Below are 23,413 nucleotides of genomic sequence, written 5' to 3' on the forward strand. Positions count from 1 at the left end.
AGAAGGTCGTCGGGAATCGGTACCCGGAGAACAATATTCATCCCCACCGCACCGGCCCGGCCGGGCGTCGTCACGGCACAACGGAATATCGGCTACGGCTTCGTCGCGGGTCCGGCCCGCGGCGGAGCCGTCGGCTTATCCGGCCGGTGTGTTGCGCATTTACGGCCGTGGGTGTCCGGACCTGCGGTTTCGTGAATTCCCGGACTTTGCCCGAGGTTTCGCGGACCCGCCTCATGTAAGGTAAGCCTATGCGAAGTCGGGTGGATCGGATCGTGCCTTCGCGCGATCGCCACCACGCCAGATGAGGCGCGACGCCAACGGGGTTGTCGGGAAAGTTGGGAGAACCAGTGGACAGACTTCTGGTCGTCGGTGCGGGTCCGAAAGCGATGGCGGTAGCGGCCAAAGCGTATGTGCTGCGGGAGTTGGGATTGCCCGCGCCGCGAGTCACTGTCGTGGAACCGAACGCGGTGGGTGGGAACTGGCTGGCCGCGGGTGGCTGGACCGACGGCCGGCATCGGCTGGGTACGAGCCCGGAGAAGGATATCGGCTTCCCGTACCACTCGACCTGGGCGCGCGGACACAACCACGCGGTCAACGAGGCCATGATGGCGTTCGGCTGGACCGCTTTCCTGGTCGAGCGCGGTACCTACGCCGAATGGGTCGACCGGGGCCGCCCGAGTCCGGAACACAATCTGTGGGCGAAATACCTGCAGTGGGTCGCGCGTAGATCCGGTGTCGAGATCCTGCGCGGCAGTGTGCGGGCCATTCGCGCGGAAGACGCGGGCTGGCGGGTCACGGTAGCCGATGCCGAGGGCGGCACCGTCGAGGCCGCGGCCGACCGGCTGATGATCACCGGGCCCGGCGACAGCCGTCGTGCGCTCGCGCGACATGCGAAAGTGCTCAGTATCGCGGACTTCTGGGATCTGGCCGGGCGACGGCAGTTGCCGGTGTCCTCGCGGGCCGCGGTGATCGGCGGCGGCGAGACCGCGGGTTCGGCTATGGACGAACTGGTCCGCCACGATGTCTTGACCGTCTCGGTGATCTCGCCCGGAGCCACGATCTATACCCGCGGCGAGAGCTATTTCGAGAATTCGCTTTTCAGCGATCCCGCGAAATGGCGGGCGCTGAGTATCGCCGAACGCCGGGATGTGGTGCGGCGTACCGACCGCGGCGTGTTCTCGGTGCGGGTGCAGGAAACCCTGCTCGCGGACAACCGGGTGCACCATCTGCAGGGTCGCGTGGTGCGGGTGGCCGATCAGGGCGACGGTGTCGCGCTGACCCTGCGCAACGAATCGCGGCCCGATCGGACGCACGCCTTCGACCTGGTCGTGGACGCGACCGGCGGGCAGCCGCTGTGGTTCCTGGACCTGTTCGACGAGGAAGCCGCCGATCTGCTCGAACTGGCCGTCGGGGGCCCGCTCACCCAGGCTCGGCTCGAGGCGGCGATCGACCACGATCTGGCGGTCGACGGCTTGGCCGCGAAGTTGTACCTGCCGAATCTCGCCGGTCTCGCGCAGGGGCCGGGTTTTCCGAATCTCAGCTGTCTGGGCGAACTCTCGGACCGCATCCTGGCGTATTCGCCGGCCGAGCCGGTGGCCGCGGGTGTTTCGGCCGCGAGGTCCGGTAGTGCGGCCTGATACCCATCCGACGGGTATCTGAAACTAGGCTAGGCTTGCCTTACTTTTATCGGCTATATGAGGATGAGGTTGGTTCATGCGTATCGTCTCGTTCGGGTTCCAGACCTGGGGGCGAAAGACTCTGCAGGCGCTGATCGACTCGGAGCACGAGGTCGTGCTCGCGGTCACCCACCCCGCCAGCGAGGACTCCTACAAGGGGATCTGGTCGGATTCGGTGGAAGAGCTCGCCCGCGAACACGAAATCCCGGTACACCTGACCGAACGGGCCGACACCGCGACCATCGACCTGGTGAAGCGCGCGGAGCCCGACGTCATCGTGGTGAACAGCTGGTACACCTGGATGCCGCCGGAGCTCTACAACATGCCCACCCACGGCACCCTGAACCTGCACGATTCACTGCTACCGAAGTTCACCGGGTTCTCCCCGGTGCTGTGGGCGCTGATCAGCGGCGCGTCCGAGTTCGGTCTGACGGTGCACCGGATGGACGAGCAACTCGATACCGGCGATATCCTCGTGCAGCATTCACTGCCGATCGGGCCCCGGGCCACCGGGACCGAATTGGTACTCGCGGGTATGGAGCTCATCCCGGGCGCGGTCCACGAAGCGCTCGAGGCCCTCGCCGCCGGCACCGCGCAGTGGCGGCCGCAGGACAAGGCCGCCCGTACCTACTTCCACAAACGTTCCGATCGGGACAGCCGCATCGACTGGAACTCGTCCGCGACCGAGCTGGAGCGATTCGTCCGGGCACTGTCGGCACCGTACCCGCGGGCGTTCAGCCACTATCGGGGCGAGCGGATCGAAGTGCTGGAGGCGGCGGTCTCCGCGGCCCGCTACGGCGGCACCCCGGGGCGGGTCATCGTGCAGGAGGACGGCGGTGTCGTGGTGTCGGGTCGCGATGCCCATCGCGGTGACAACCACGGCCTGCTGATCACGCGGATCCGCGCCGCGGACGGAACCGAGCACCCGGGCGCCGAATACTTCCGGCGCGGCGGGTATCTGACCGACACACCGGAATGAGCCGCTCCGGCCGGCGCACCCGCGCCGGCCGGTAGCCGCGGCAAGCGAACCAGTTCAGGGGCCGAAGGGAATCATGTCGATCATCGCCAACGACGCGAATCACGAGGCCCGGCACACGGACCCCGGCCCGCCCGGACCGGAAGCGGCGCCGCGGCGACCGCTGTCGTCCGGGCAGCGTCGCGCCTGGTTCCTGCAGACCCGTGATCCCGGTGACAGTACGCTGAACATTCCGGTGGTCTACCGGATGTGCGGACCGTTGGACACCGAAAAGCTCCGCGCGGCAGTGGAATCGATCGTCGAACGGCACGTTGTGCTGCGCACCACCTACGGGCTGGGTCCGGACGGCGAGCCGTACCAGGTGGTGCGTACGGATCTACCGATCCATTGGCAGGAGCACGACCTGTCCGCGCTGGCCGAGGATCCCGCGCGCCGCCGCGTCGAGGTGCTGACCCGGCGGGAGCTGGCCCGGCCCTTCGATCCGGCCACCGAGGCCCCACTGCGTAGCACGCTGATCCGCCGTGGTCCGCGGGAGTATCTGCTCCTGCTGGTGGCGCACGCGATCGCGTGGGACGACGAATCGGCGTCGGTGTTCGCCACCGAGCTGACCGCGGGATACAACGGAATCCCGCTGCCGCTGCCACCGGCCCGGCGCGTGGCGGGTCCGGCCGGCGAGGACAGCGCCGGTATGGAGTACTGGCGCCGGGCGCTGCGACCGCTGCCCGACAGGCTGGAACTACCGGGCCGACCGGCCGCGCGGACATCGGGTCCGGATACCGCCGCGCATATTTCGGTGCCGCTGGCGCCGGATCTGCTCGGGCGGGTACGCGCGGTCGCGGCGGCGTACGACGTGGACGATTCGGCGGTACTGCTGGCCGCCTTCGCCGCGCTGATCCATCGCTGTACGGCCACCGAGGATTTCCTGGTGGCCGTCCCGGCCGGGCTGCGCGGGCCGGGCGAATCCGGCACGATCGGGTACTTCGGCAATACGCTGCTCGTCCGGGCCGAACCCCGGCCGGCGGCGACCTTCGCGGAGTTCCTCGGCGCTCTCGCGCGGACGGTGGCCGCGGGGATGGTCCATCGGGAGATCGGTATCGACCGGGTGGTGCACGCGGTCAACCCCGATCGCACCGGGGCCCGGGACGGTCTGGAGCAGATGGCGCGGATCGGTTTCGGGGTGCGCCCGCCGATCGCGGTCCCGGAGCCGGCCGGGGTGACCACGACGGTGGAGCGGTTCGGGTCGGCGGTCGTGCCGGTCGCGCTGCGGGTCACGGTCGTACTCGACGAACGGCGGCCGCGGCTGGAGGCCGATCACCGGCCGGCACAGCTGGACGGGGCACTGGTCGAGCAGTTGCTCCACCACTATGTCCAGTTGCTCGGCAGCGCGGTGGACGATCCGCGTGCCCGGTTGGGCGATCTCGATCTCTTCGGGGCGCGCGGCCGGGCCGAGCTGCTCGCGCGGTCGCACGGTGAACTGGTGGACAGCGCGCCCGCGACACTCGTTTCGCTGGTCGAGGATCAGGTCGCGCGCGACGGCGGTGCCACCGCGCTGGTGGCACCGGGGGACCACGGGGAGCCCGATCTCGAGCTGACCTACGCGGACCTGAACATTCGTGCCAACCGGCTGGCCCGCCGACTCGCCGGCCAGGGGATCGGCACCGAGGACCTCGTCGCCTTGCGGATCGCGAATTCGATCGAATTCGTGGTGGCCGCCCTGGCCGTGCTGAAGGCGGGCGCCGCCTATCTCCCCATCGATCCCTCCTATCCGGATCAGCGCATCGACTTCATGGACGCGGACGCGCGTCCGCGGCTGGTACTCGGCCGGGCGGAGCTGGCGGCCGCCGAGGAGAGTGCCGCCGGACTGCCCGGGCACGATCTCGGCGACGCCGATCGATCGCGGCCGCTACGTCCGGACAACCTGGCGTACGTCATCTACACCTCGGGTTCGACGGGAAACCCCAAAGGCGTAGGTGTCCCGCACGCGGCGATCGCCGATCATCTGCTCGGTTTCGGCGCCGAATGGGATATGACCGCGGACGATCGGCTGCTGCAGTCCTCGTCGGTGAGCTTCGACGCTTCGCTGCTGGATATCTTCGTGACCTTGAGTCTCGGTGCGTGCCTGGTGGTACCGAAACCCGATGCGCTGCGCGATATCCCCTATGTCTCCGAGCTGATCACCCGGTACGGCGTGACCGTGCTGCATATGGTCCCCTCGTTGCTGAGCACCTTCCTCATGCTGCCCGAGGTGACCGAATGGCGGGCGCTGCGCCGGGTCCCGGTCGGCGGCGAGGCCCTGCTCGGCGAGGTGGCCGATCGGTTCGCCGGGGTCTTCGACGCCGAACTGCGCAACCATTACGGACCGACCGAGGGCGTGGTCTCGGCCACCCACCTCACCGTCCGGGGCCCCCAGGGCACCCGGATCGTCCCGGTGGGCGTGCCCAACCGCAATGTGTACGTCTACCTGCTCGACGACCGGCTGCAATTGGTACCCGACGGGGTGATCGGCGAGATCTACCTCGGTGGTGTGCAGCTCGCCCGCGGCTACCTGCATCGATGCGGACTCACCGCCGAGCGTTTCGTGGCCGATCCCTGTCTGGCCGGGCAGCGGATGTACCGGACCGGCGATCTGGCGCGGCGCAACAGCGCCGGTGAGCTCGAATTCGTCGGTCGCGCCGACGAACAGGTGAAGGTGCGCGGATACCGGATCGAATCGGGAGAGGTGCAGGCGGCCTTGTCCGCGCATCCGGGTGTCGCCGCCTGCGCTGTGGTGGCGTTCCAGGATCCGGCCACCGGCACCGCCCTGGCCGCCTATCTCGTGCCCGCCGGGAACGAGCTGGATGTGGCCGAGGTCCGGGGGTACGCGGCGCGCTCCTTGCCGGACTATATGTTGCCCACCGCCTGGGCGGTGATCGACGAGATCCCGCTGACCGAGCACGGCAAACTCGACAAACGCGCGCTGCCCGCACCACAGCGTTTCGGGACCGCGCGTATCCGCCCGCCGAATACACCCACCGAGGCCCGGCTGGCCGCGCTGTTCGGGGAGATCTTCGGCTGCGCGGGTGTGGGCGCGCATGATTCGTTCTTCGAACTCGGTGGTCATTCGCTGCTGGCGAACCGGCTGGTGCTGCTGATCCGGGCGGAATTCGGCGTCACCGTCGATGTCCGGGCACTGTTCGACGAGCCGACCGTGGCGGGGCTGGCGGCCCTGATCGACGCGACCCCGGTCGCGCGCTCGGGCCGGCCGGAACTGGATCGCCGGCCCCGGCCCGAACGTATCCCCCTGTCCTACAACCAGCGCGCGGTCACCGGGCCGGGTGCGGTACGGTCGGCGGCTCTCCTGGACGGTCCGCTGGATCGCGCGGCGCTGGCCGCTGCCTTCGCGGATGTGTACGCGCGGTACGAGATTCTGCGTACCGTCTTCGCCGGGGACGGGGACGCGCGGTATCAGGTGGTGCTGCCGGAAACGACCGCCGGGCTACCGTGCACCGAACTGGACGAGGCCGAGCTGGCGGCCGCGCTCGGCGCGCCGAGCGAATGGGATCGCGAATCGGGACCTCTTGTGCGGCCCCACCTGTTCGTACTCGGTGCCGACCGGTACGCGCTCCTGCTCACCGCCGATCGGCTGGTGGCCGACGACCGGTCGCTGCGGATCCTTTTCACCGATCTGGCCACCGCCTATCGCAGCCGGGCCGGGACCGGTGCGCCGCCGCGGTGGGCGGGACCGGCGGTCGATTACGCCGACTACGCGTTGTGGCAGCGGGCCGTCGTCGAATCGGCCGGACCCCAGCTGGAACAGTGGCGGTCCACGCTCAGCGGACTACCCGCGGTCGCGGTGCCGGACCGGGAAGTGGCGCCGGAGATCCGGTCGGCGTACTTCGAGGTGCCCGCCGGGCTGCGCCGCCGGTTGCGGGCCCTCGCCGAAACGGTGGGCGCCTCCGAGTACATGCTCTATCAGGCCGTGGTGGCGGCGCTGTTGTACGCGCGCGGCGCGGGGACCGATATCGCGCTGGGGGCGCCGCTGTCGGGCCGGGCCGACGATACGGTCGCCGAGGTGGTCGGTCCGCTGTCGGCGGCTGTGGTGCTGCGTCACGATCTCTCGGGCGCCCCGACCCTGCGCACGGTGCTCGACCGCGCCCGGGCCACCGCGCTCGGGATCTACGGCAGCCGGGACATGGTGATCGACACGATCGCCACCGCGGTACGCCCGGGGCGGTCCCCGTACGAGCTGTGCCGGGCGGTGGTCGAGTTCAGCGAGTACGCGGCGCCCGCGCAGGCCTGGCTCGGGGACGAGGTCGCGGTCCGGGTGCTGGAGACCGGTGCCGATCCGGTGCACCGGCTGGTCTTCGCGTTCGGGTCCACGGCCGCCGGTGCGCTGCGAGTGGCTGTGCGCGCGGCTGCCCCGGCGGGCGACCCGGCCGGGGCCGAACAGCTCGCGCGGCAGCTCGCGGGGCTGCTGGCCGCGTTCGTCGATACGCCGGATGTACCGGCGTCGGAGGCGGTGGCGGTGGGTGACGCGAGTCCGCGGTGGGCGGTCGGCAGTGGGTCAGAGCCGATCTGACCCTGATGTGTTCCGGATTATGCGGTGAAGGCTCCACAACGTCTCCGGCATCGTTTAGGATAGGCTAACTTATCTCGGCGAGGCGTCGAAACAGCTGTTCCCGCCTCTTCGGGGATTCGATCAGTGACCTGAGGATCGCAATGCCAGATTCGCTCGTGCAGCAACCGGATACGCAGGAAATCGCCGTCGCGCCCGAGCGGGCCGGGGCGGGCCGTGCGCTGCCGCTGTCGCTGTCGCAACAGGCGGCGCTCCTGCCGGAGCGATCGCCCGGTCCGGCTGGTCCGGCCGGGTCCCCGGTGCCGAATCTGTTTCTCGCGGTCGAGATCACCGGCGGGCTGGACCCCGCCGCCCTGGATCGCGCGGCCCGCGCGCTACTCGCCGAGCACGAGATCCTGCGCAGCGTGTTCCCCGACGATCGCCGGATGCCGTATCAGAAGCCGCTGCCCACACCGGAATCGGTGCTGGAGATCGGACCGGAAACCGCCGACGAGGCCGCACTGGTCGCGGCGCTCGCCGGAGACGCCGGGCACCGGTTCGATCCGGTGCGGCGGATTCCGCTCCGGCTGCGGCTGTATCGGCAGGCCGATCGCGATGTTCTCACCCTCGCCGTGCACCCGGTCGCGGCGGACAACAGGGCGCTGGATCTGATCGTCACCGGCCTGTTCGCCCACTACACCGGCGAATCCGCGCCCGCCGCGGGACAGTATCGCGAGCACGCCGCGGCCCAGCTGCGTCATCTCGCCGCGACCGCGGCGGACGATCCGGCCCTGGCCTACTGGAGCGATCGGCTCGCGGCCGCTCCCGAGCGGACGCCCGTCATCACGGTGGGCGCCGGTGGCGGTCTCCCGCACCGGACGGTGGCGCTGCCCGCCGCGACAATCTCGGCAGCGGTCCCCGGTACGGAGAGCGCGCCGATCCTGGCACTCGCCGCGGCTGCCCTGCGCGATGCGGGCCTCGGCGACGATATCGTGATCGGTCTCGCCGACCCCGCGCGCACCGCGGAAACCGCGCGGGTGATCGGCAATTTCACCAACTATCTGGCGATTCGGCTGGATACCACCGGTCCGGCCGCGCGCGAGGTGATCGACCGGGCGGCCGCGGCCGTCGCGGCGGCTCGGGAGCACGCCGGTCCGCGGATCGAACGGCTCGCCCATCTGCTGCGCGGACATGCCGTTCCGGCCGCGGGTGGGTTGTTCCAGGCCCTGGTCCAGATCCGCCCGGGCGGTCCGCTCGCGCTCGAGGGGCACGGGTTGTCCGTCCGGGAGATCGGGCGGCAGGTGGCGCGACCCCACGGCGTGGATATCGTCTTCGATATCGTCCCGGCGGCCGATTCCACCGCGGTGCATATCGTCTTCCCGCCCCAGCTGGCCGGCCGGCCCGAGATCGACGCCTTCGCGGCCGGTTTCGCGAAACGTGCCGCCGCGTGGGCGGCCGACCCCGGCGCTCCGGCCGGGGCCGACGACGCGGCGCCCGCGTTGTTCGCGGCGGCGGCCACGGGATTCGTGTTCATGACCTCCGGCCTGGGTGGCCCGCCGCAGTCGGAAGCCGAACAGGTGATCGCCACGGCCATCCGTACCGTGCTCGACCTGGACGAGGACGACGAGGTGGGCCGTGAGGACACGTTCTTCTCGCTCGGTGGGGACAGTATCGCCGCGCTGCGCATGGTCACCGATCTCGCCGAGCAGGGGTACACGCTCGATGTCCAGACCGTTTTCGGGCATCCGGCCGTGCACGATCTGGCCCGGCAACTCGAGCAGGACGAAACAGGTGCGGGTGCCGGCCCGGCGGCCGATCGGGCGCCCGCGGTTTCCCCGATGGGCGCCTCTGGTCTGGACGCCGCGACGTTGAGTGCGCTGGGAAAGAAGTTCGGCGCTCGCTGAGCGTGCGCGGGTATTTCGCGCGGGCGCCGCACCGGCGGCCGGGCGGCCCGACCGGATCGGTCCGAGTCCTGTTCCACGCTGAGTGAGCAGGGCTTTCCGACCGATCGGCAGGTGACGATCCGGAGGGTCCCCAGTGGTGGGCAACTCCGTTGAAGTTAGGCAAGGCTTGCCTTATTCTGTGGACAAGTTCTTGCGGTTGAGGAGTGGGATGCTCGACAAATCCGAGGTACGCGACATGGTGGCGGCAGCCATCGGCGTACCGCCCGAGTCGATGGGCTACGACGACGATCTCGTCGGTCTGGGTATGCATTCGATGCAGCTCATGAAGCTGTCCGCGACCTGGCGTAAACGGGGCTTCGAGGTCCGGAGCTCGGAGCTGGCGCTGGCGCCGACCGTCACCGCGTGGACCCGGCTGCTGGCCGCGGGCGCGGTAAGGCCCGCGGGGCCGGTCGCGGAACCGGCCACCACCGAATCCGCGGACCCGGGCGCCGAATTCGGCCTGGCGACCATGCAGCACGCCTATTGGATGGGCCGGCGGGGAGACCAGCGGCTCGGCGGGGTCGCCGCGCACCTGTACGTCGAATTCGACGGTCACGGGGTGCGGGCGGACCGGCTGGAACGCGCGGTGTCCCGGCTCGTCGCCCGCCACGATCAACTGCGTGCGCAATTCCTGGACAGCGGCACCCAGCGGGTCCTGCCGGTATCGCCGCGAACCCTCGAAACGGCCGACCTGACCGGGTACGCCGATCCGGACGCCGAATTGGAGCGGTTGCGTGAGGACAAGAGCCACCAGCGGATGGAGGTCGAACACGGCCGGGTGATCGATATCGCCCTCAGCCTCCTGCCCGGCGGGCGGCACCGGCTGCACCTGGACGTGGACATGCTCGCCGCGGACGCGCAGAGCTATCGCCGGATCCTCGACGATCTGGCACATCTCTACGAAACCGACGCCGACAGCCTCGCGCCCATCGGCTACACCTTCCGCGACTACCTCGCCGACAAGGAACGCACCGCCGCGGACAATTCCGCCGACCGGGAATGGTGGGCCCGGCAGTTGGGCGAGCTGCCGGATATCCCGGCACTACCGGTGATCCCGGAGACCGAGCGCCCCGATCCGACCCGCAGCGTCCGGCTGCACCACTGGTTCGACGCCGATACCAGGGCACGGCTACAGCGCCACGCCTACAGCAACGGGATCACCCCGGCGGTGGCGCTGGCGACCGTTTTCGCCGAGGTGATCGCACGCTGGTCGGCCCGGCAGCGCTTCCTGCTCAATATCCCGCTGTTCGCGCGGGAACCACTGCACGACGAGATCGACTCGGTGGTCGGTGATTTCACCAATTCGGTCCTGGTGGATATCGACGCCACCCGGCCCGAATCGATGACGGCCCGGGCGAAACGGCTGCAGCACGCCCTGCACACCGGTGCCGCGCACGCACAGTACGAAGGGCTGGACGTCCTGCGCGACCTCGGCCGGTTGCGCGGTGCCCCGGTCACCCCGTCGGTGGTCTTCACCTCGGGACTCGATCTCGGGGAGCTCTTCTCCGAGCGGGTCACCCGGATCTTCGGGGAACCGGTGTGGATCCTGTCCCAGGGGCCGCAGGTCGATCTGGACGCGCAGGTCGCGGAGGTGGGCGGCGGACTGCTGGTGAACTGGGACATCCGGCGCGACGCACTGCCCGAGGGCGTCGCGGCGTCGATGTTCGAGCAGTTCCGCCTGATCCTGGGCACCCTGGTCGAGCCGGACGCCGATTGGTCGGCGCCCCTGGCGATCACGCTCCCGGAGGCGCAGCGCGCGGTACGAGCGGCGGCCGGCGAGACTGCCGCCGACTTCGGCGAGCGGACCCTGCACGACGCGTTCTTCGCCCGGGCGGAGCGGGATCCGGACCGGATCGCGGTCGGCTGGCATTCCGGGTCGCTGACCTACGGCGAACTGGCCGGGCAGGCATCGGCTGTGGCCGCTGCGCTGTACGCGGCCGGAGTGCGGCCCGGCGCTACCGTCGCGGTGATCGTGCCCAAGGGACACCGGCAGATTCCCGCGGTACTGGGCGTGCTGGCGGCCGGCGCCACCTACCTGCCGATCGGGATCGGGCAACCGGCGGCGCGACGGGAGCGGATCCTGCGGCGCGGTGGTGCCCGGATCGCGTTGGTGGACGGTGTGACCGGGCTACCGGACGAGGTGACCGCGCTGCCGCTGGAACAGGCGTTATCCGGCGCGCCGCTCGCGCAGCGGCCCCGCGTAGACGCCGGCGCGGTGGCCTACGTGCTGTTCACCTCCGGATCCACCGGTGAGCCGAAGGGCGTGGAGGTGGGACATCGCGCCGCGGCGAACACCCTCGACGCCATCGGCGCGCACTTCGGGCTCGGCTCCGGCGATCGGACGATCGCATTGTCCTCGCTCGAATTCGATCTGTCCGTTTTCGATATCTTCGCCCCGCTCGCGCTCGGCGGCGCCGTGATCTGTGTCGACGAGGGCGCCGAACGGGACGCCCTGGCATGGAGTGAACTGATCGAGCGGCACGGGGTCACCGTGGTGAACTGCGCGCCGGGTCTGGTCGCGATGCTGGCCGATACCGCCACCGCGGCCCAGCTGGCCTCGGTACGCCTGGTGATCACCGGTGGCGACCGGGTACCGGCCGAACTCGGGCACCGGCTGCGCGCCCGGGTGCCGGGCCTGCGTTTCGCCGGTCTCGGCGGAACCACCGAAACCGCGATCCACTCCACGGTCTACGAGGTCACCGCCGGATTCCCGGCGGGCTGGGCCACGGTCCCCTACGGTGCGCCGCTGGCGAATGTGGCGCTGCGGGTGGTGAACGAACGCGGCGAGGACTGCCCGGACTGGGTGCCGGGCGAGCTGTGGATCGGCGGGCTGAGCGTGGCCGACGGTTATCGCGGCGATCCCGGACGCACCGCCGACCGGTTCGTCGGCCACGACGGAAAACGCTGGTATCGCACTGGGGATCTGGCTCGGTACCTGCCCGGCGGCACGGTGGATTTCCTCGGCCGGGCCGACCATCAGGTCAAGATCCGGGGCTACCGGGTCGAACTCGGTGAGGTGGAATCGGCACTCGCGACCCTGCCGGGTATCCGTACGGCGGTCGCACTGGTCACCGGGTCCGGCCGGTTGGTGGCGGCCGCGGTCGCCGTACCGGGTACCACCCCGGCCGACCCGGTCGCTCGGCTCCGGGAACTACTGCCCGCGCAGATGATTCCCGAATCCGTCCGGATCCTGGACGAGATGCCGCTGACCGCCAACGGCAAATCCGATCGCGGCGCCGTCGGCGCGCTGTTCGCGGTGGACGATACCGCCGCCGCGGCCGGTTACACCGAACCCGACGGCGATATCGAAGCGGCTCTCGCCTATATCGCGGCCCAGGTGTTGGGCCTGCCGCGGCTCGGCGTGGAAACCGATTTCTTCGACGCGGGTGGTAATTCGATTCTGGCGACGACGCTCACCGCCAAGGTCCGCAGTCTGCTCGCGGTCACCGATTTCGGGGTCGCCGTGGTGCTGGAGGCGCGCACTGTGCGGGGGATCGCCGCGGCGTTGGGGGCCGCGGATACCTCCGGGCGGCTGGCGCGGGTGGCACGCATTCTGCTGGAGGTCGCCGCGGTCGGCACCTCCGAGGGCGTGGAGGTCGCCTGATCATGCCGACATTGGATGAACTCGCGGAACTGATGCGGACGCGGCTGGCCGAGGAAGGCCTGACCGCCGCGCCCGAGGTCCCGGCCCGGCGCGATCCCGGACGGGCCCCGCTCTCGTTCGGGCAGCGGTTCGTCTGGGCGCATCAGCAGATCGATCCGGACAGCACCGCCTACAACGTGTGCCAGGTCATGACCTTCCGTGGCGAGGTACGCGATACCGCGCTCCGGCAGGCATTCGTGGCACTGACGCAGCGGCACGAGGTCTTGCGCACCACCTACCACGTGGACGAATCCGGCGATCCCTACCAGCGGATACACCCCGCACTCGCACCCCGGATCACCGACGTCGACCTCACCGGTGCGGACACCGCCACGGCGTGCCTGCGCGTCGACGAACTCGTGACCGCCGCCGCGCGGACGCGCTTCGACCTGTCCGCGGACTCCTCGCTGCGGCTCACTTTCGCCCGCCTGGACGCCGAGACGGTGGTCGTGGTCGTGGTCATCCAGCACATCGCCTGGGACGGGATGTCCCTGCCGGCGCTGTCAGGTGATGTGCAGCGGTTCTATCGGCAGGCGCTGGCCGGTGACATCCGGGTCGAACAGCCGCACCGGCAGATCGCCGATTTCGCGGAGTGGGAGCAGGATCGCTACGCGCGCGCCGACCACACCGCAGATGACGAATTCTGGGCCGGACGGTTCGACGGTGAGCTGCCCGAACTCGCACTGCCCTACGACCGGCGGCCGAGCGTCGTCACCGAGCGGGGTATGCGGTCGGACCGGCTGCTGAGTGCCGCCGCCGAGACGACCCTGCGCAAGCTCGGCGAGCAGTTGCGGGCCACTCCGCTACAGGTTTTCCTGGCCGCCTGCTATCTGTCGCTGCGGCGGATCACCGGTACCCGGGACATGGTGGTCGGGACCGCGGTGGCCAATCGTGAGGAATCGGGAACCGAGGACCTGATCGGCAACCTGATCAATATGTTGCCGTTGCGGCTCACCGGCGGATCGGCCGTGACCTTCGCGGATCTGGTCCGGTATGCCGGGGACGTCACCAATGCGGTCTTCGCGCACAAGCACTTCCCACAGGAGGCGATAGTCCGGGCCGTCAATCGGGCCACGGGGAACATCGGTTCGCAACTGTTCGACGTACTGGTGCTGTTCGTCCAGCAGCAGTTCGGCGGTCCCGAACTGCCGGGTGCGACCACGAGCTGGCGGCTGGCCGACCACGGCGCGTCCCTGCTGCCGCTGGCAGTCGAGGCGTTCGCGCACGCCGACCGGGTGGAGGTGCAGATCACCTATCGCACCGATCTCTTCGACGCCGCCACCGTCGACCGGTTGCACGAGTACCTCGATCGCATCCTGGCGCACGCCGCGTCGGCCACCCCGCTCGACCGGCTGCTGGTGCTCTCCGAAGCCGACGCCGAGAAACTCGCCACCTGGTCGGCCGGGCCCCGGGTGCCGATCCAGCGCGACACCCTCGACGGCATGATCCGGGACGCCACGGCGAACCATCCCGAACGAGTGGCCGTCGTATTCGGTGATATCGAGCTGACCTACGTCGAATTCGGTACGCGGGTGGCGGCGCTGGCCCGGCTGCTGGCCGAGCACGGCGTCGGCCCGGGCGACCGGGTCGGTGTCTTCGCCGAACGCAGCGAGCTGCTGCCGGTGATCTTCGCCGCGGTGCTGCGCGCCGGGGCGGTGTACACGCCGATCGATCCGAGCTACCCGGCCGACCGGATCGCGTTCCTGCTCGACGACGCCGCTCCGGCACTGCTGGTGCGATCCGTATCCGGTGAGAGCGCGCTACCGGCTGCCGCGGATATCCCGGTGCTCGACCTGGCCGACGCCGCAGTCACCGGGGCATTGGCGCGGGCACGGGAGCTGCCGCCGGTGGAACCGGTCCGGCCGGTGCATCCACTCGATGCCGCCTACCTGCTCTACACCTCCGGCACCACCGGGCGGCCCAAGGGCGTCGTGGTCGGTCATCGCGCCGCGGCCAATCATGTGCAGTGGATGCGCGACCATTTCGGCTTCGGTACCGAACGGATTCTGCAGAAGGCGCCCATCGGATTCGACGTCTCGGTATTCGAGCTGGTCAACGCGCTGTGTACCGGTTCGGCGACCGTTCTGCCGCCACCGGACTGGTGGCAGGCGGATGTGGAGGCGCTGACCGGGATCATCGCCCGGTATCGGATAACCCAGATCTCCCTGGTGCCCAGTGTGGTGCGCGCGCTCCTGGACTCCGGGCCCGATCCGGACTGTTTCCGGTCGATGCGGTTCGTCTACCTCGGCGGGGAGGCGGTACCGCCGGCGCTGGTCGCCGAATCGAGCCGGATGTTCGGTGGGACGGTACTGGGCCTGTACGGGCCGACCGAAGCCGCCATGGACATCACCCACGAGGATTTCGCCGGCGCACCGGAACAGGGGCCCGCGCTCATCGGGATCCCCGAGGCGAATTCCTCGGTGTTCGTCCTGGACGAGCAGCTGCGGCGGGTACCCGCCGGGGTCGCCGGAGAGCTCTACCTCGCGGGAGTCCAGCTGGCGCAGGGTTACCACCGCCGCCCCGGCACTTCGGCGGCGACCTTCGTGGCCTGCCCGTTCCTGGACGAACCCGGTGCGCGGATGTACCGCACCGGCGATATCGCGCGGTGGAATTCCCGTGGGCGCCTGGAATACCTGGGCCGGGCCGACGATCAGGTGAAGATCCGCGGCCATCGCGTCGAACTCGGTGAGATCGGCTCGGTGCTGAAACAGGTACCCGGTATCGCGGCCGCCGCGGCGATCGCGGTGGCGAAGGACGCCGATACGGTATTGGCCGCCTACTACGTGCCCGAAGCGGGTTCGGCGTTCGTCACCGAGAGCGAGGCCGAGAACGCTACGCGGATCAGGGCCCGGCTGGCCGAACGGCTACCCGACTACATGATCCCGGCGGCGCTGGTCCGGCTGGAGCGGCTGCCGCTGACCGCCAACGGGAAACTCGATCGCAAGGCCCTGCCGCTACCCGGCCTGGGCCGCGCGGCAGGCCGGGGCCGGGCCCTGCGCGACGACACCGAACGCGCGGTGGCCGAGGCCATCCGGTCGGTCCTGGAGATTCCCGCCGCGACGGTGCTGGCGGCCGATGACGATTTCCTCGCCCTGGGTGGCGACTCCATCAGCGCGATCCGCTTGGTGTCGGCCCTGAAGAAGCGGGATCTGGCCATCACCACCAGCGCTCTGTTCGCGGCTCGTACCGTCGCCGCGATCGCTGCCGTCACCGAATCGGTCGTCACCGCCGCCCCGGTGCTGCCGGACTCCGGCGCTACCGGCTGGATCCCGCTCGGCCCGGCCGCGCGCGAACTCACCCGGCTGCCCGCCGCCGCCTATCGCACCCACAGCCGGGCGACCGCACTGGTGACCCCGGCCGCGACCACCGCGCGGCAACTCGCCACGGCGATCCGCGCGCTGACCGATCGGCATCCGCTGCTGCGGGCCCGGATCGGCACCGCTCCCGACGGCCGGCTCGCGTACTACGTACCCGGCCCGGACGAGGACACCGGTCTCCCGGGTGTCGCCGAAGTGGAACTGCCTTCCGGGCAATGGGATCGAGTCGCGGAAGTACTCACCGAACAGGCGCGGCTCCTCGCGGACGGTCTGGACCCGGCGGCCGGTGCCGTAGTGGGCGCGGTCTGGGTGCGGACACCGGATACCGCGACCGGGCGGCTGCTACTGGTGATCCACCGGCTGGTGGCCGACGCGGCGTCGTGGCCGATCCTGCACGACGAGCTACGCCGGTGGTGGGCCGGTGCACCGTCGGAGACGGTCGCGGGCACCTCGGTACGAACCTGGAATACGAACCTGGACAGATACTCCGGGACCGATGCGGTGGCCGGAGAACTCGCCTACTGGCAGACCGCGGCCACCGGCCCGGACCCGCTGCTGGGTACGCGGGAACTCGACCCGGTGACGGATACCGGTACCGCCGAGATCACCGCCGAACTCGGCGGCGACACCGCGTTCCTGGCCGATACCGTGACCGGGGCCTTCGGTTGCGATTTCGGGGATATCCAGATCGCCGCGCTGGCCGTGGCCGTGCACCGCTACCGGCGCGCCCGCGACCGGGACGCCGCCACGGTATCGCTCACCGTAGAAGGGCACGGCCGGGCCGTCGAGTTGTTCGCCGGAGCCGAACTCGCCGGTACCGTCGGAGCCTTCGCGAGCGCGTATCCGCTGGTACTGGATATCGCGGCCGGATCGGGCGAACCGGATACGGTCGCCGCGGTCAAGGCGGTCAAGGAGCAGCTGCGCGCCGTTCCCGGTTCCGGTATCGGCTACGGTCTGCTGCGCGGTTCCGGCGCCGCCGGCCTGCCGGAATCCGCATCACAGTTGAGGTTCGGGTACCTGGGCCGATTCATCGTCGGCGGCGCGACCGAAGTCGGCGGTATCGCGGCGGAATCCGGCTTCCCGGGTGGATATTCCGAACCCGCTCGGCCGGCGGGCACACTGCTCGCTGTCGAGACGGCGATACTGGTCGACGCTGCGGGCGAACCGGTGTTGCGCGCCTCGTGGCGTTACGCCGAGGGCGTACTGACCGCGGCCGAAGCCGGCGAACTCGCCGACCGGTGGCTCGGCGCGCTGCGCGAACTGGCCGCCACGGTGCGCGAGAACCCGGGCCGCCGGCTGACTCCCAGCGATGTACTCGCCGACGATGTGACCCAGCTCGATCTGGACCGCTGGCACGGCAACTACGGATCCTACGAGGACGTGTACCCGCTGGCGCCCATGCAGTCCGGGCTGTTCTTCACTGCCCTCAGCGCCGGTTCCGCCGACCTCTACAACGTGCAGACCCTGATCGGGGTCCGCGGTGACCTCGATATCGCACGGCTGGCCGCCGCCTATGACACGGTGCTGAACCGCTACCCGAATCTGCGCATCACAGTGTCGGTATCGCATGCGGGCACGCCGTACGGCATCGTGGCGCCGCATATCGATATCCCGGTACGCGAACTCGATTTCGCCACCGATCCGGATCCCGCGGCCCGGCTCGCGGAGTTGTTCCGGTCCGATCAGGCCGAACAGTTCGATCTCGCCCGGGGCCCGATGTTCCGGGTCACCGTGGCGCGGCTGCCCGAATCCCGGCACATGATCGTGCTGACCATGCATCATCTGCTGCTGGACGGGTGGTCCGGGCAGCTGCTCACCCAGGAGATATTCGCCGAGTTCGCCATGCCAGGGGCCGAACCTCTCGCCGATCCGGACGCTTTCGCCCGCTTCCTGGGCTCGGTCCGTGCCGGTGCGCGGGCCACCGAGACGGCGTGGGGCGAGGTGCTGGACGGTATCGAACCGTGCCTGGTCGCGCCGGGGCGCGCACCCGGCGGATCGGCACAGCCGGTCGCGGTCGAATTCGCGATCGAGGACGATCTGGTGCGGCCGCTGACGGCGCTGGCGACCGAACTCGGCACCACCTTCGGTGTGGTGTGCCAGCTCGCCTGGGCCAACGCGTTGCGCTACGTGACCGGTTCGCCGGCCCCGGTTTTCGGGGAGTCGGTCTCGGGCCGCCCGGCCGATCTCGACGGGGTGAACGAGGCCATCGGCTGTTTCGCCAATATCGTGCCCGCCGTCGTACCGATCCGCCGGGAGCGGACCTGGCGCGAAGCGCTCGTCGGGGCACAGTCGCGGCGGGTCGAACTCATGGAGTATCAGCAGTACCCGCTGACCTCGGCGATCCGGGCCGCCGGGGCCCGCAAACTCTTCGACAGCATGTTCGTACTCGAGTCGTATCCGGCGCGGCGCCGGGAACTGGCGGATCTGCTCGGTGACGCGGGCCTGGAACTCGTATCCTTCGACGCCGGCGGCGCCACCGACAACGCGTTGCTGCTCATGATCTTCCCGGCGAATTCGCTCCTGCTCAGTGATCGGGTCGAAGCCGTCCTCTTCTACGCCGCGGACTCCTTCGAACCCGATGACGCGCGCATCGTGCGCACCGCCTTCTACAACACCCTGCGCGCCGTCGCGGAACATCCGGACGACCCGATCGGTGCGGCACCGATCCTCACCGACGAAGACGAAGGACTGCTGGTGATGCGGAGGATGTGGCAGTGAACGCCGAGATCGAGGACGTCCTGGCGCTGAGTCCGCTGCAGGAGGGGCTGTTCACCCTGGCCCAGCTGACCGCCGCGGGACACGATGTGTACGCCATCCCGTTCGCGGTCGATATCGCGGGCCCACTCGATATCGCCGTACTGCGCCGCAGCCTCGAGGCGCTGCTGGTCCGGCATCCGAACCTGCGTGCGGTGTTCTGGGACGAGGATCTGCCGAAACCGGTGCAGATCATCCCCACCGCGATCGATCTGCCGTGGACCGAACTGACCGCCACCGACGCCGAGGTGGACGCGGTCACCGAGGCCGAGACCCGGCGGCCGTTCGATCTGCGTGAGGGCCCGGCGCTGCGGGCGGCGCTGGTGACACTGCCTCCCGCCGCGGACGGTAGCGGGCGGCACCGGCTGATCGTCACCGCGCACCACATCCTGCTGGACGGCTGGTCGCTCGGCTTGTTCTTCGCCGAACTGCGGGTGCTGTACGCGGCGGGTGCCGCGCCGGAAGTGCTGCCGCCGGTGCGGCCCTACCGGGATTACATCGGCTGGCTGGCCGGACGGGATACGGATCTGGTGCGGCAGCAGTGGGTCCGATATCTGGAGCCGCTGAGCGGTCCGCTGATGGTCGCCGAGGGCGGGGCGGCGCTGAGCCTCGGCGGTACCGCCGATCCGGTACCGCCCGAGATCACCCGAGTCGGCTTGACCGTGGAAGAGACGCGGACGCTGCGTAATTGGGCGCGGGAGCACGGGCTCACCCTGAACACGGCGGTGCAATTCGCCTGGACGGTGGTGTTGTCCAGGCTCACCGACCGCGCGGATACCGTCTACGGCACGGTGGTCACCGGACGCCCGGATCAGATCGCGGGCGTGGACCGGATGATCGGCCTGTTCATCAACACCGTGCCGGTCGCCTTCCGGCTCGACCCCGCCGAATCCGTGGCGGCGAGTTGCGCTCGGCTGCAACGTGAATCCAGCGCGATGCGCGAGATCGGCTATCTGAGCCTCTCGTCGGTCCAGCTCGCCGCCGGGCACAGTGCGCTGTTCGACACGATGTTCGTGTTCCAGAACGCGCCGCTGGACGGGCTCGGCGCGGATATCGGAGCCGGCGGTGTCTCGTTCGAACCGGTGCTGTCGAAGAACCTCACCCACTATCCGCTGACGGTGGTCGCGCATGTCCACGAGGACGAACTGCTGGTCGCGGTGGAGGCCGTACCGGGCGCGCTGCCGTACCGGCCGGACGATATCGGATCCATGATGCTCACCGTCCTGCGTAGCCTGCCCGGCGCCGCCGGGACCCCCACCGGCGCTGTCGAGGTCCACTCCGCCGCCGAGGTCGCCCGGCTGCTGGGTGCCGCCGCCGTACCGGCACTGCCGGAAACGGACGCGGCGGCCACGGTATTCGATCTGTTCGAACGGCAGGTCACCGCGACACCGGACGCGGTCGCGCTCGCCGACGCCACCGCGGATACCGCCGGGCTGACCTATCGGCAGCTGTACGACCGGTCGACCCGGCTGGCCCGGGAACTCGTCGCCGCGGGAGTCGGGCCGGAAGATGTGGTCGCGCTGTGCCTGCCGCGCGGTGCCCGGTCGATCGTGGCGGTGCTGGCGGTGTTCGCGGCAGGTGCCGCCTATGTACCCGTCGATATCACGCTGCCGCCGGCGCGGATCGAATCCATTCTCCGCCGGTCCCGGCCACGACTGCTGCTCACGGCCGCGGGATACGCGGCGGATCCGGACGGACCGGCCGCACTGGACCTCGACGATCCGGCGGTCGCCGGCCGGATCGAGCGTCATCCGGCGGAGGCGCCTCCGGTGCGCCGCCACCCCGATCACCGCGCCTACCTCATCTTCACCTCGGGTTCCACGGGTGAACCGAAAGGTGTCGTCGGTACCCATCGCGCGCTGGTCGGCTATTTCGCCGACCACCGGGAGCGGGTGTACCGGCCGGCGGTCCGCGCACTGGGCCGGCCGCTGCGGATCGCGCACGCCTGGTCACTGAGTTTCGATGCCTCCTGGCAGCCCATGATCGGACTGCTCGACGGGCACAGCGTGCAGGTGTTCGGCGAGGAGACGATGCGCGACGCCGCCGGGCTGGTCGCGGGGCTGACCCGGTCCGGTATCGACATGATCGATACGACGCCGTCGATGTTCCGCCAGCTGGAGGCCACCGGATTACCGGACGGGCAGCTCACGGTTCTCGCGCTCGGTGGCGAAGCCATCGACGCGCACCTCTGGGCACGGCTGCGCGCGCTGACCGGTATCGCCGTGCACAACTGCTACGGGCCGACCGAGACGACCGTCGAGGCCGTGGTCGCGAATGTGACCGTGCCGCGGCCCGGCGATCCGGATCCGGATTCGCCCACCATCGGCCTGCCGACCGCCGGAATGTCGGCCTACGTGCTGGATTCGCGGTTGCGCCCGCTCGCGATCGGGGCAGTGGGGGAGCTGTACCTGTCGGGCCCGCAGGTCGCGCGCGGCTATATCGGGCGTCCGGCGGCCACGGCCGGACGCTTCGTCGCCGATCCGGTGCGCGCCGGAGAACGGATGTACCGCACCGGCGACCTGGTCCGGTACCGCCCGCGGGGTGGGCTCGAATATCTGGGACGCGCCGACGACCAGGTGAAGATTCGCGGCTATCGGATCGAGATCGGTGAGGTGGAGACCGCGTTGCGCGATCTGCCCGGTATCGCCGCCGCCGCCGCGATCGTGCACCGCCGGGGCGACGGTGCGGGACTGGTGGGATTTCTGGTACCGGTGCCCGGTACCGCGGTGGATCCGGCACGACTGCGCACCCTGCTGGCCGAAGTGCTGCCTGCCTATATGGTTCCCGGGCGGCTCGCGGTGCTGGCGGAACTGCCGGTCACCTCGAACGGCAAACTCGACGTCCGCGCACTGTCGGACCGTGCCGGAGAGCTGCTGCGCGCGCAGCATCGCGACGGGGCGGCGGCGCCGGCCACCCCGACCGAATATGCGCTGAGCGCGGTACTCGCGGAGGTGTTCGACGGCGGCGCACCGGGTGTCGACGAGGATTTCTTCGGCCTCGGCATGGACAGTATCGTCGCGATCTCGCTGGTGAACCGGGCCCGGCGGCGTGGTCTGGCGGTGACACCCCGAATGGTGGTGACCGCGCCGACCATTCGTGATCTGGCCGCCGCCGTGGACGCGGGTACGGCGGAATCGGCGGAATCGGCGGAATCCGATCACGGACCGGTACCGCCACTGCCGATCGTGTCGTGGATGTACGCGCAACCGCACTACCGGCGGCTCGCGCAGGGTGTACTGCTGGCCATCCCGGACGGTATGACCCGCGTCGAGCTGGAGTCGGTACTGCAGGCCGTCCTGGACGGGCACGACACGCTGCGGGCGGTCCTGTCCGAGACCGCGGACGGGCCGCGGCTGGTCACCCGGGAGCCGGGCACTGTGGCCGCGGCGGCTGTGCTGGCCGATCTCGAGCTCGGACCCGGCGGCACCGAACCCGAGGTCGCGCGGGTGATCCGCGGCGCGGCGCGCGCGGCGCTCGACGAGCTCGATCCGGTCGGCGGGCAACTGGTGCGCGCAGTACGTTTCCGCGGTATGCCCCGCGGCGACCTGCTGCTGCTGGCCGTCCACCACCTGGCGGTGGATGTGGTGTCGTGGAGCATTCTCGTCGCGGATCTCGCCCAGGCGTGGGAGCAGGTCGCGGCGGGCCGGGCACCGGAAGTCCCGGGGGAGCACACCTCGTACCGGCGGTGGTCGCAGCTGCTGTGGGAGCGCGCCGGGCGACCGGAGGTGCTCGCACAACGCGACTACTGGGTGGCGCAGGTCCAGGCCCCGGACCCCGTATTGGGCGCTCGCGCGGTACGGGCGAGCGATACCTGGTCGTCCCTGCGGTTCACCGAGGTTCCGGCCTCGGCGGCGACCACCGCCCGGATCCTGGCGGCCGGAGCCGGGCCCGACGGCATCCGTGATCTGCTGCTCGCCGCGCTGACCGCGACGCTGGCGTCGTGGCGGCGGGAACGCGGCCACGATCCGCGCGCCGGTGCCCTGATCGCCATGGAAAGCCATGGGCGGCCCGATATCGTGGCCGGTTGCGATACCTCCGCGACCGTCGGCTGGTTCTCCGATGTGTACCCGGTCCGGCTGGGTGCGGGTGCGGACGCGGTGGATGTGGACCGGGCCGAGACCGAACCGGGGGCCGCCCGGGAACTGCTGGATTCGGTGGCCGCGCGGATGCGCGAAATACCCGAGCAGGGCTTGGATTTCGGGCTGTTGCGCGAGATCGCGGGCATTCCCGAACTGGTCGATTCCGCGGATCCACAGGTCGAGTTCAACTATCTCGGACGGTTGGATCTCGGCGGTTATCGCGAGGGGGATTGGTCGATGGTCACCGATCCCGGGCTGACGGCCGCGTTGCCGGTCGATACCGAACCCGATCTGCCGGTGCGCTATGCGCTGAGTCTCATCGCCGCCGTCGAAACCGGTTCGGAGGGGCCGCGGCTGATGACCCGCTGGCGGTGGAGCGACGGCCCCTTCGCCGGTTCCGAGGTCGACCGGCTGGCCCGGTTGTGGAGCCGGGCCGTCGCGGCGCTGGCACCGCTGCCCGCGGACCACATCGCGCGGGAGTCGTGAGACCC

7 protein-coding genes are annotated in these 23,413 nt (G+C 70.1%); all 7 read left to right on the forward strand.

Annotated elements, in window-relative coordinates; genetic code table 11:
* The first annotated feature begins 347 nt into the window (after positions 1–347).
* The gene (locus tag ACWEWT_RS21235) at positions 348–1,637 is read left to right on the forward strand and encodes a SidA/IucD/PvdA family monooxygenase (RefSeq protein ID WP_452561290.1); all 1,290 of its coding nucleotides are present in this window, start codon (positions 348–350) and stop codon (positions 1,635–1,637) included.
* A 76-nt stretch (positions 1,638–1,713) separates the two neighbouring features.
* Positions 1,714–2,655, forward strand: coding sequence for a methionyl-tRNA formyltransferase (locus ACWEWT_RS21240; protein WP_452561291.1), 942 nt, complete (start codon positions 1,714–1,716; stop codon positions 2,653–2,655).
* A 73-nt stretch (positions 2,656–2,728) separates the two neighbouring features.
* A complete protein-coding gene (locus tag ACWEWT_RS21245; protein ID WP_452561292.1) occupies positions 2,729–7,210 on the forward strand; it encodes an amino acid adenylation domain-containing protein in 4,482 nt (1,493 codons plus the stop codon).
* A gap of 140 nt (positions 7,211–7,350) precedes the next feature.
* Positions 7,351–9,090 (forward strand): condensation domain-containing protein, encoded by a 1,740-nt coding sequence (locus ACWEWT_RS21250; RefSeq protein WP_452561293.1) that lies wholly within the window; start codon positions 7,351–7,353, stop codon positions 9,088–9,090.
* Positions 9,091–9,298: 208 nt separating this feature from the next.
* A complete protein-coding gene (locus ACWEWT_RS21255; RefSeq protein WP_452561295.1) occupies positions 9,299–12,733 on the forward strand; it encodes an amino acid adenylation domain-containing protein in 3,435 nt (1,144 codons plus the stop codon).
* Positions 12,734–12,735: 2 nt separating this feature from the next.
* Entirely contained in the window at positions 12,736–18,807 is a 6,072-nt protein-coding gene (locus tag ACWEWT_RS21260) for an amino acid adenylation domain-containing protein (protein ID WP_452561297.1), read from the forward strand.
* Positions 18,804–23,408, forward strand: a complete 4,605-nt coding sequence (locus ACWEWT_RS21265) for an amino acid adenylation domain-containing protein (protein WP_452561299.1) — start codon at positions 18,804–18,806, stop codon at positions 23,406–23,408. Before ACWEWT_RS21260 ends, ACWEWT_RS21265 begins: the two co-directional genes overlap by 4 nt.
* Positions 23,409–23,413: the final 5 nt, after the last annotated feature.

The organism is Nocardia sp. NPDC003963 (assembly GCF_053605105.1).

Excerpts from the sequence above, each read along its gene's own strand:
- ACWEWT_RS21255 (WP_452561295.1), top strand. The coding sequence starts at position 9,299 with ATGCTCGACAAATCCGAGGTACGCGACATGGTGGCGGCAGCCATCGGC.
- ACWEWT_RS21245 (WP_452561292.1), top strand. The coding sequence starts at position 2,729 with ATGTCGATCATCGCCAACGACGCGAATCACGAGGCCCGGCACACGGAC.
- ACWEWT_RS21250 (WP_452561293.1), top strand. The coding sequence starts at position 7,351 with ATGCCAGATTCGCTCGTGCAGCAACCGGATACGCAGGAAATCGCCGTC.
- ACWEWT_RS21240 (WP_452561291.1), top strand. The coding sequence starts at position 1,714 with ATGCGTATCGTCTCGTTCGGGTTCCAGACCTGGGGGCGAAAGACTCTG.
- ACWEWT_RS21260 (WP_452561297.1), top strand. The coding sequence starts at position 12,736 with ATGCCGACATTGGATGAACTCGCGGAACTGATGCGGACGCGGCTGGCC.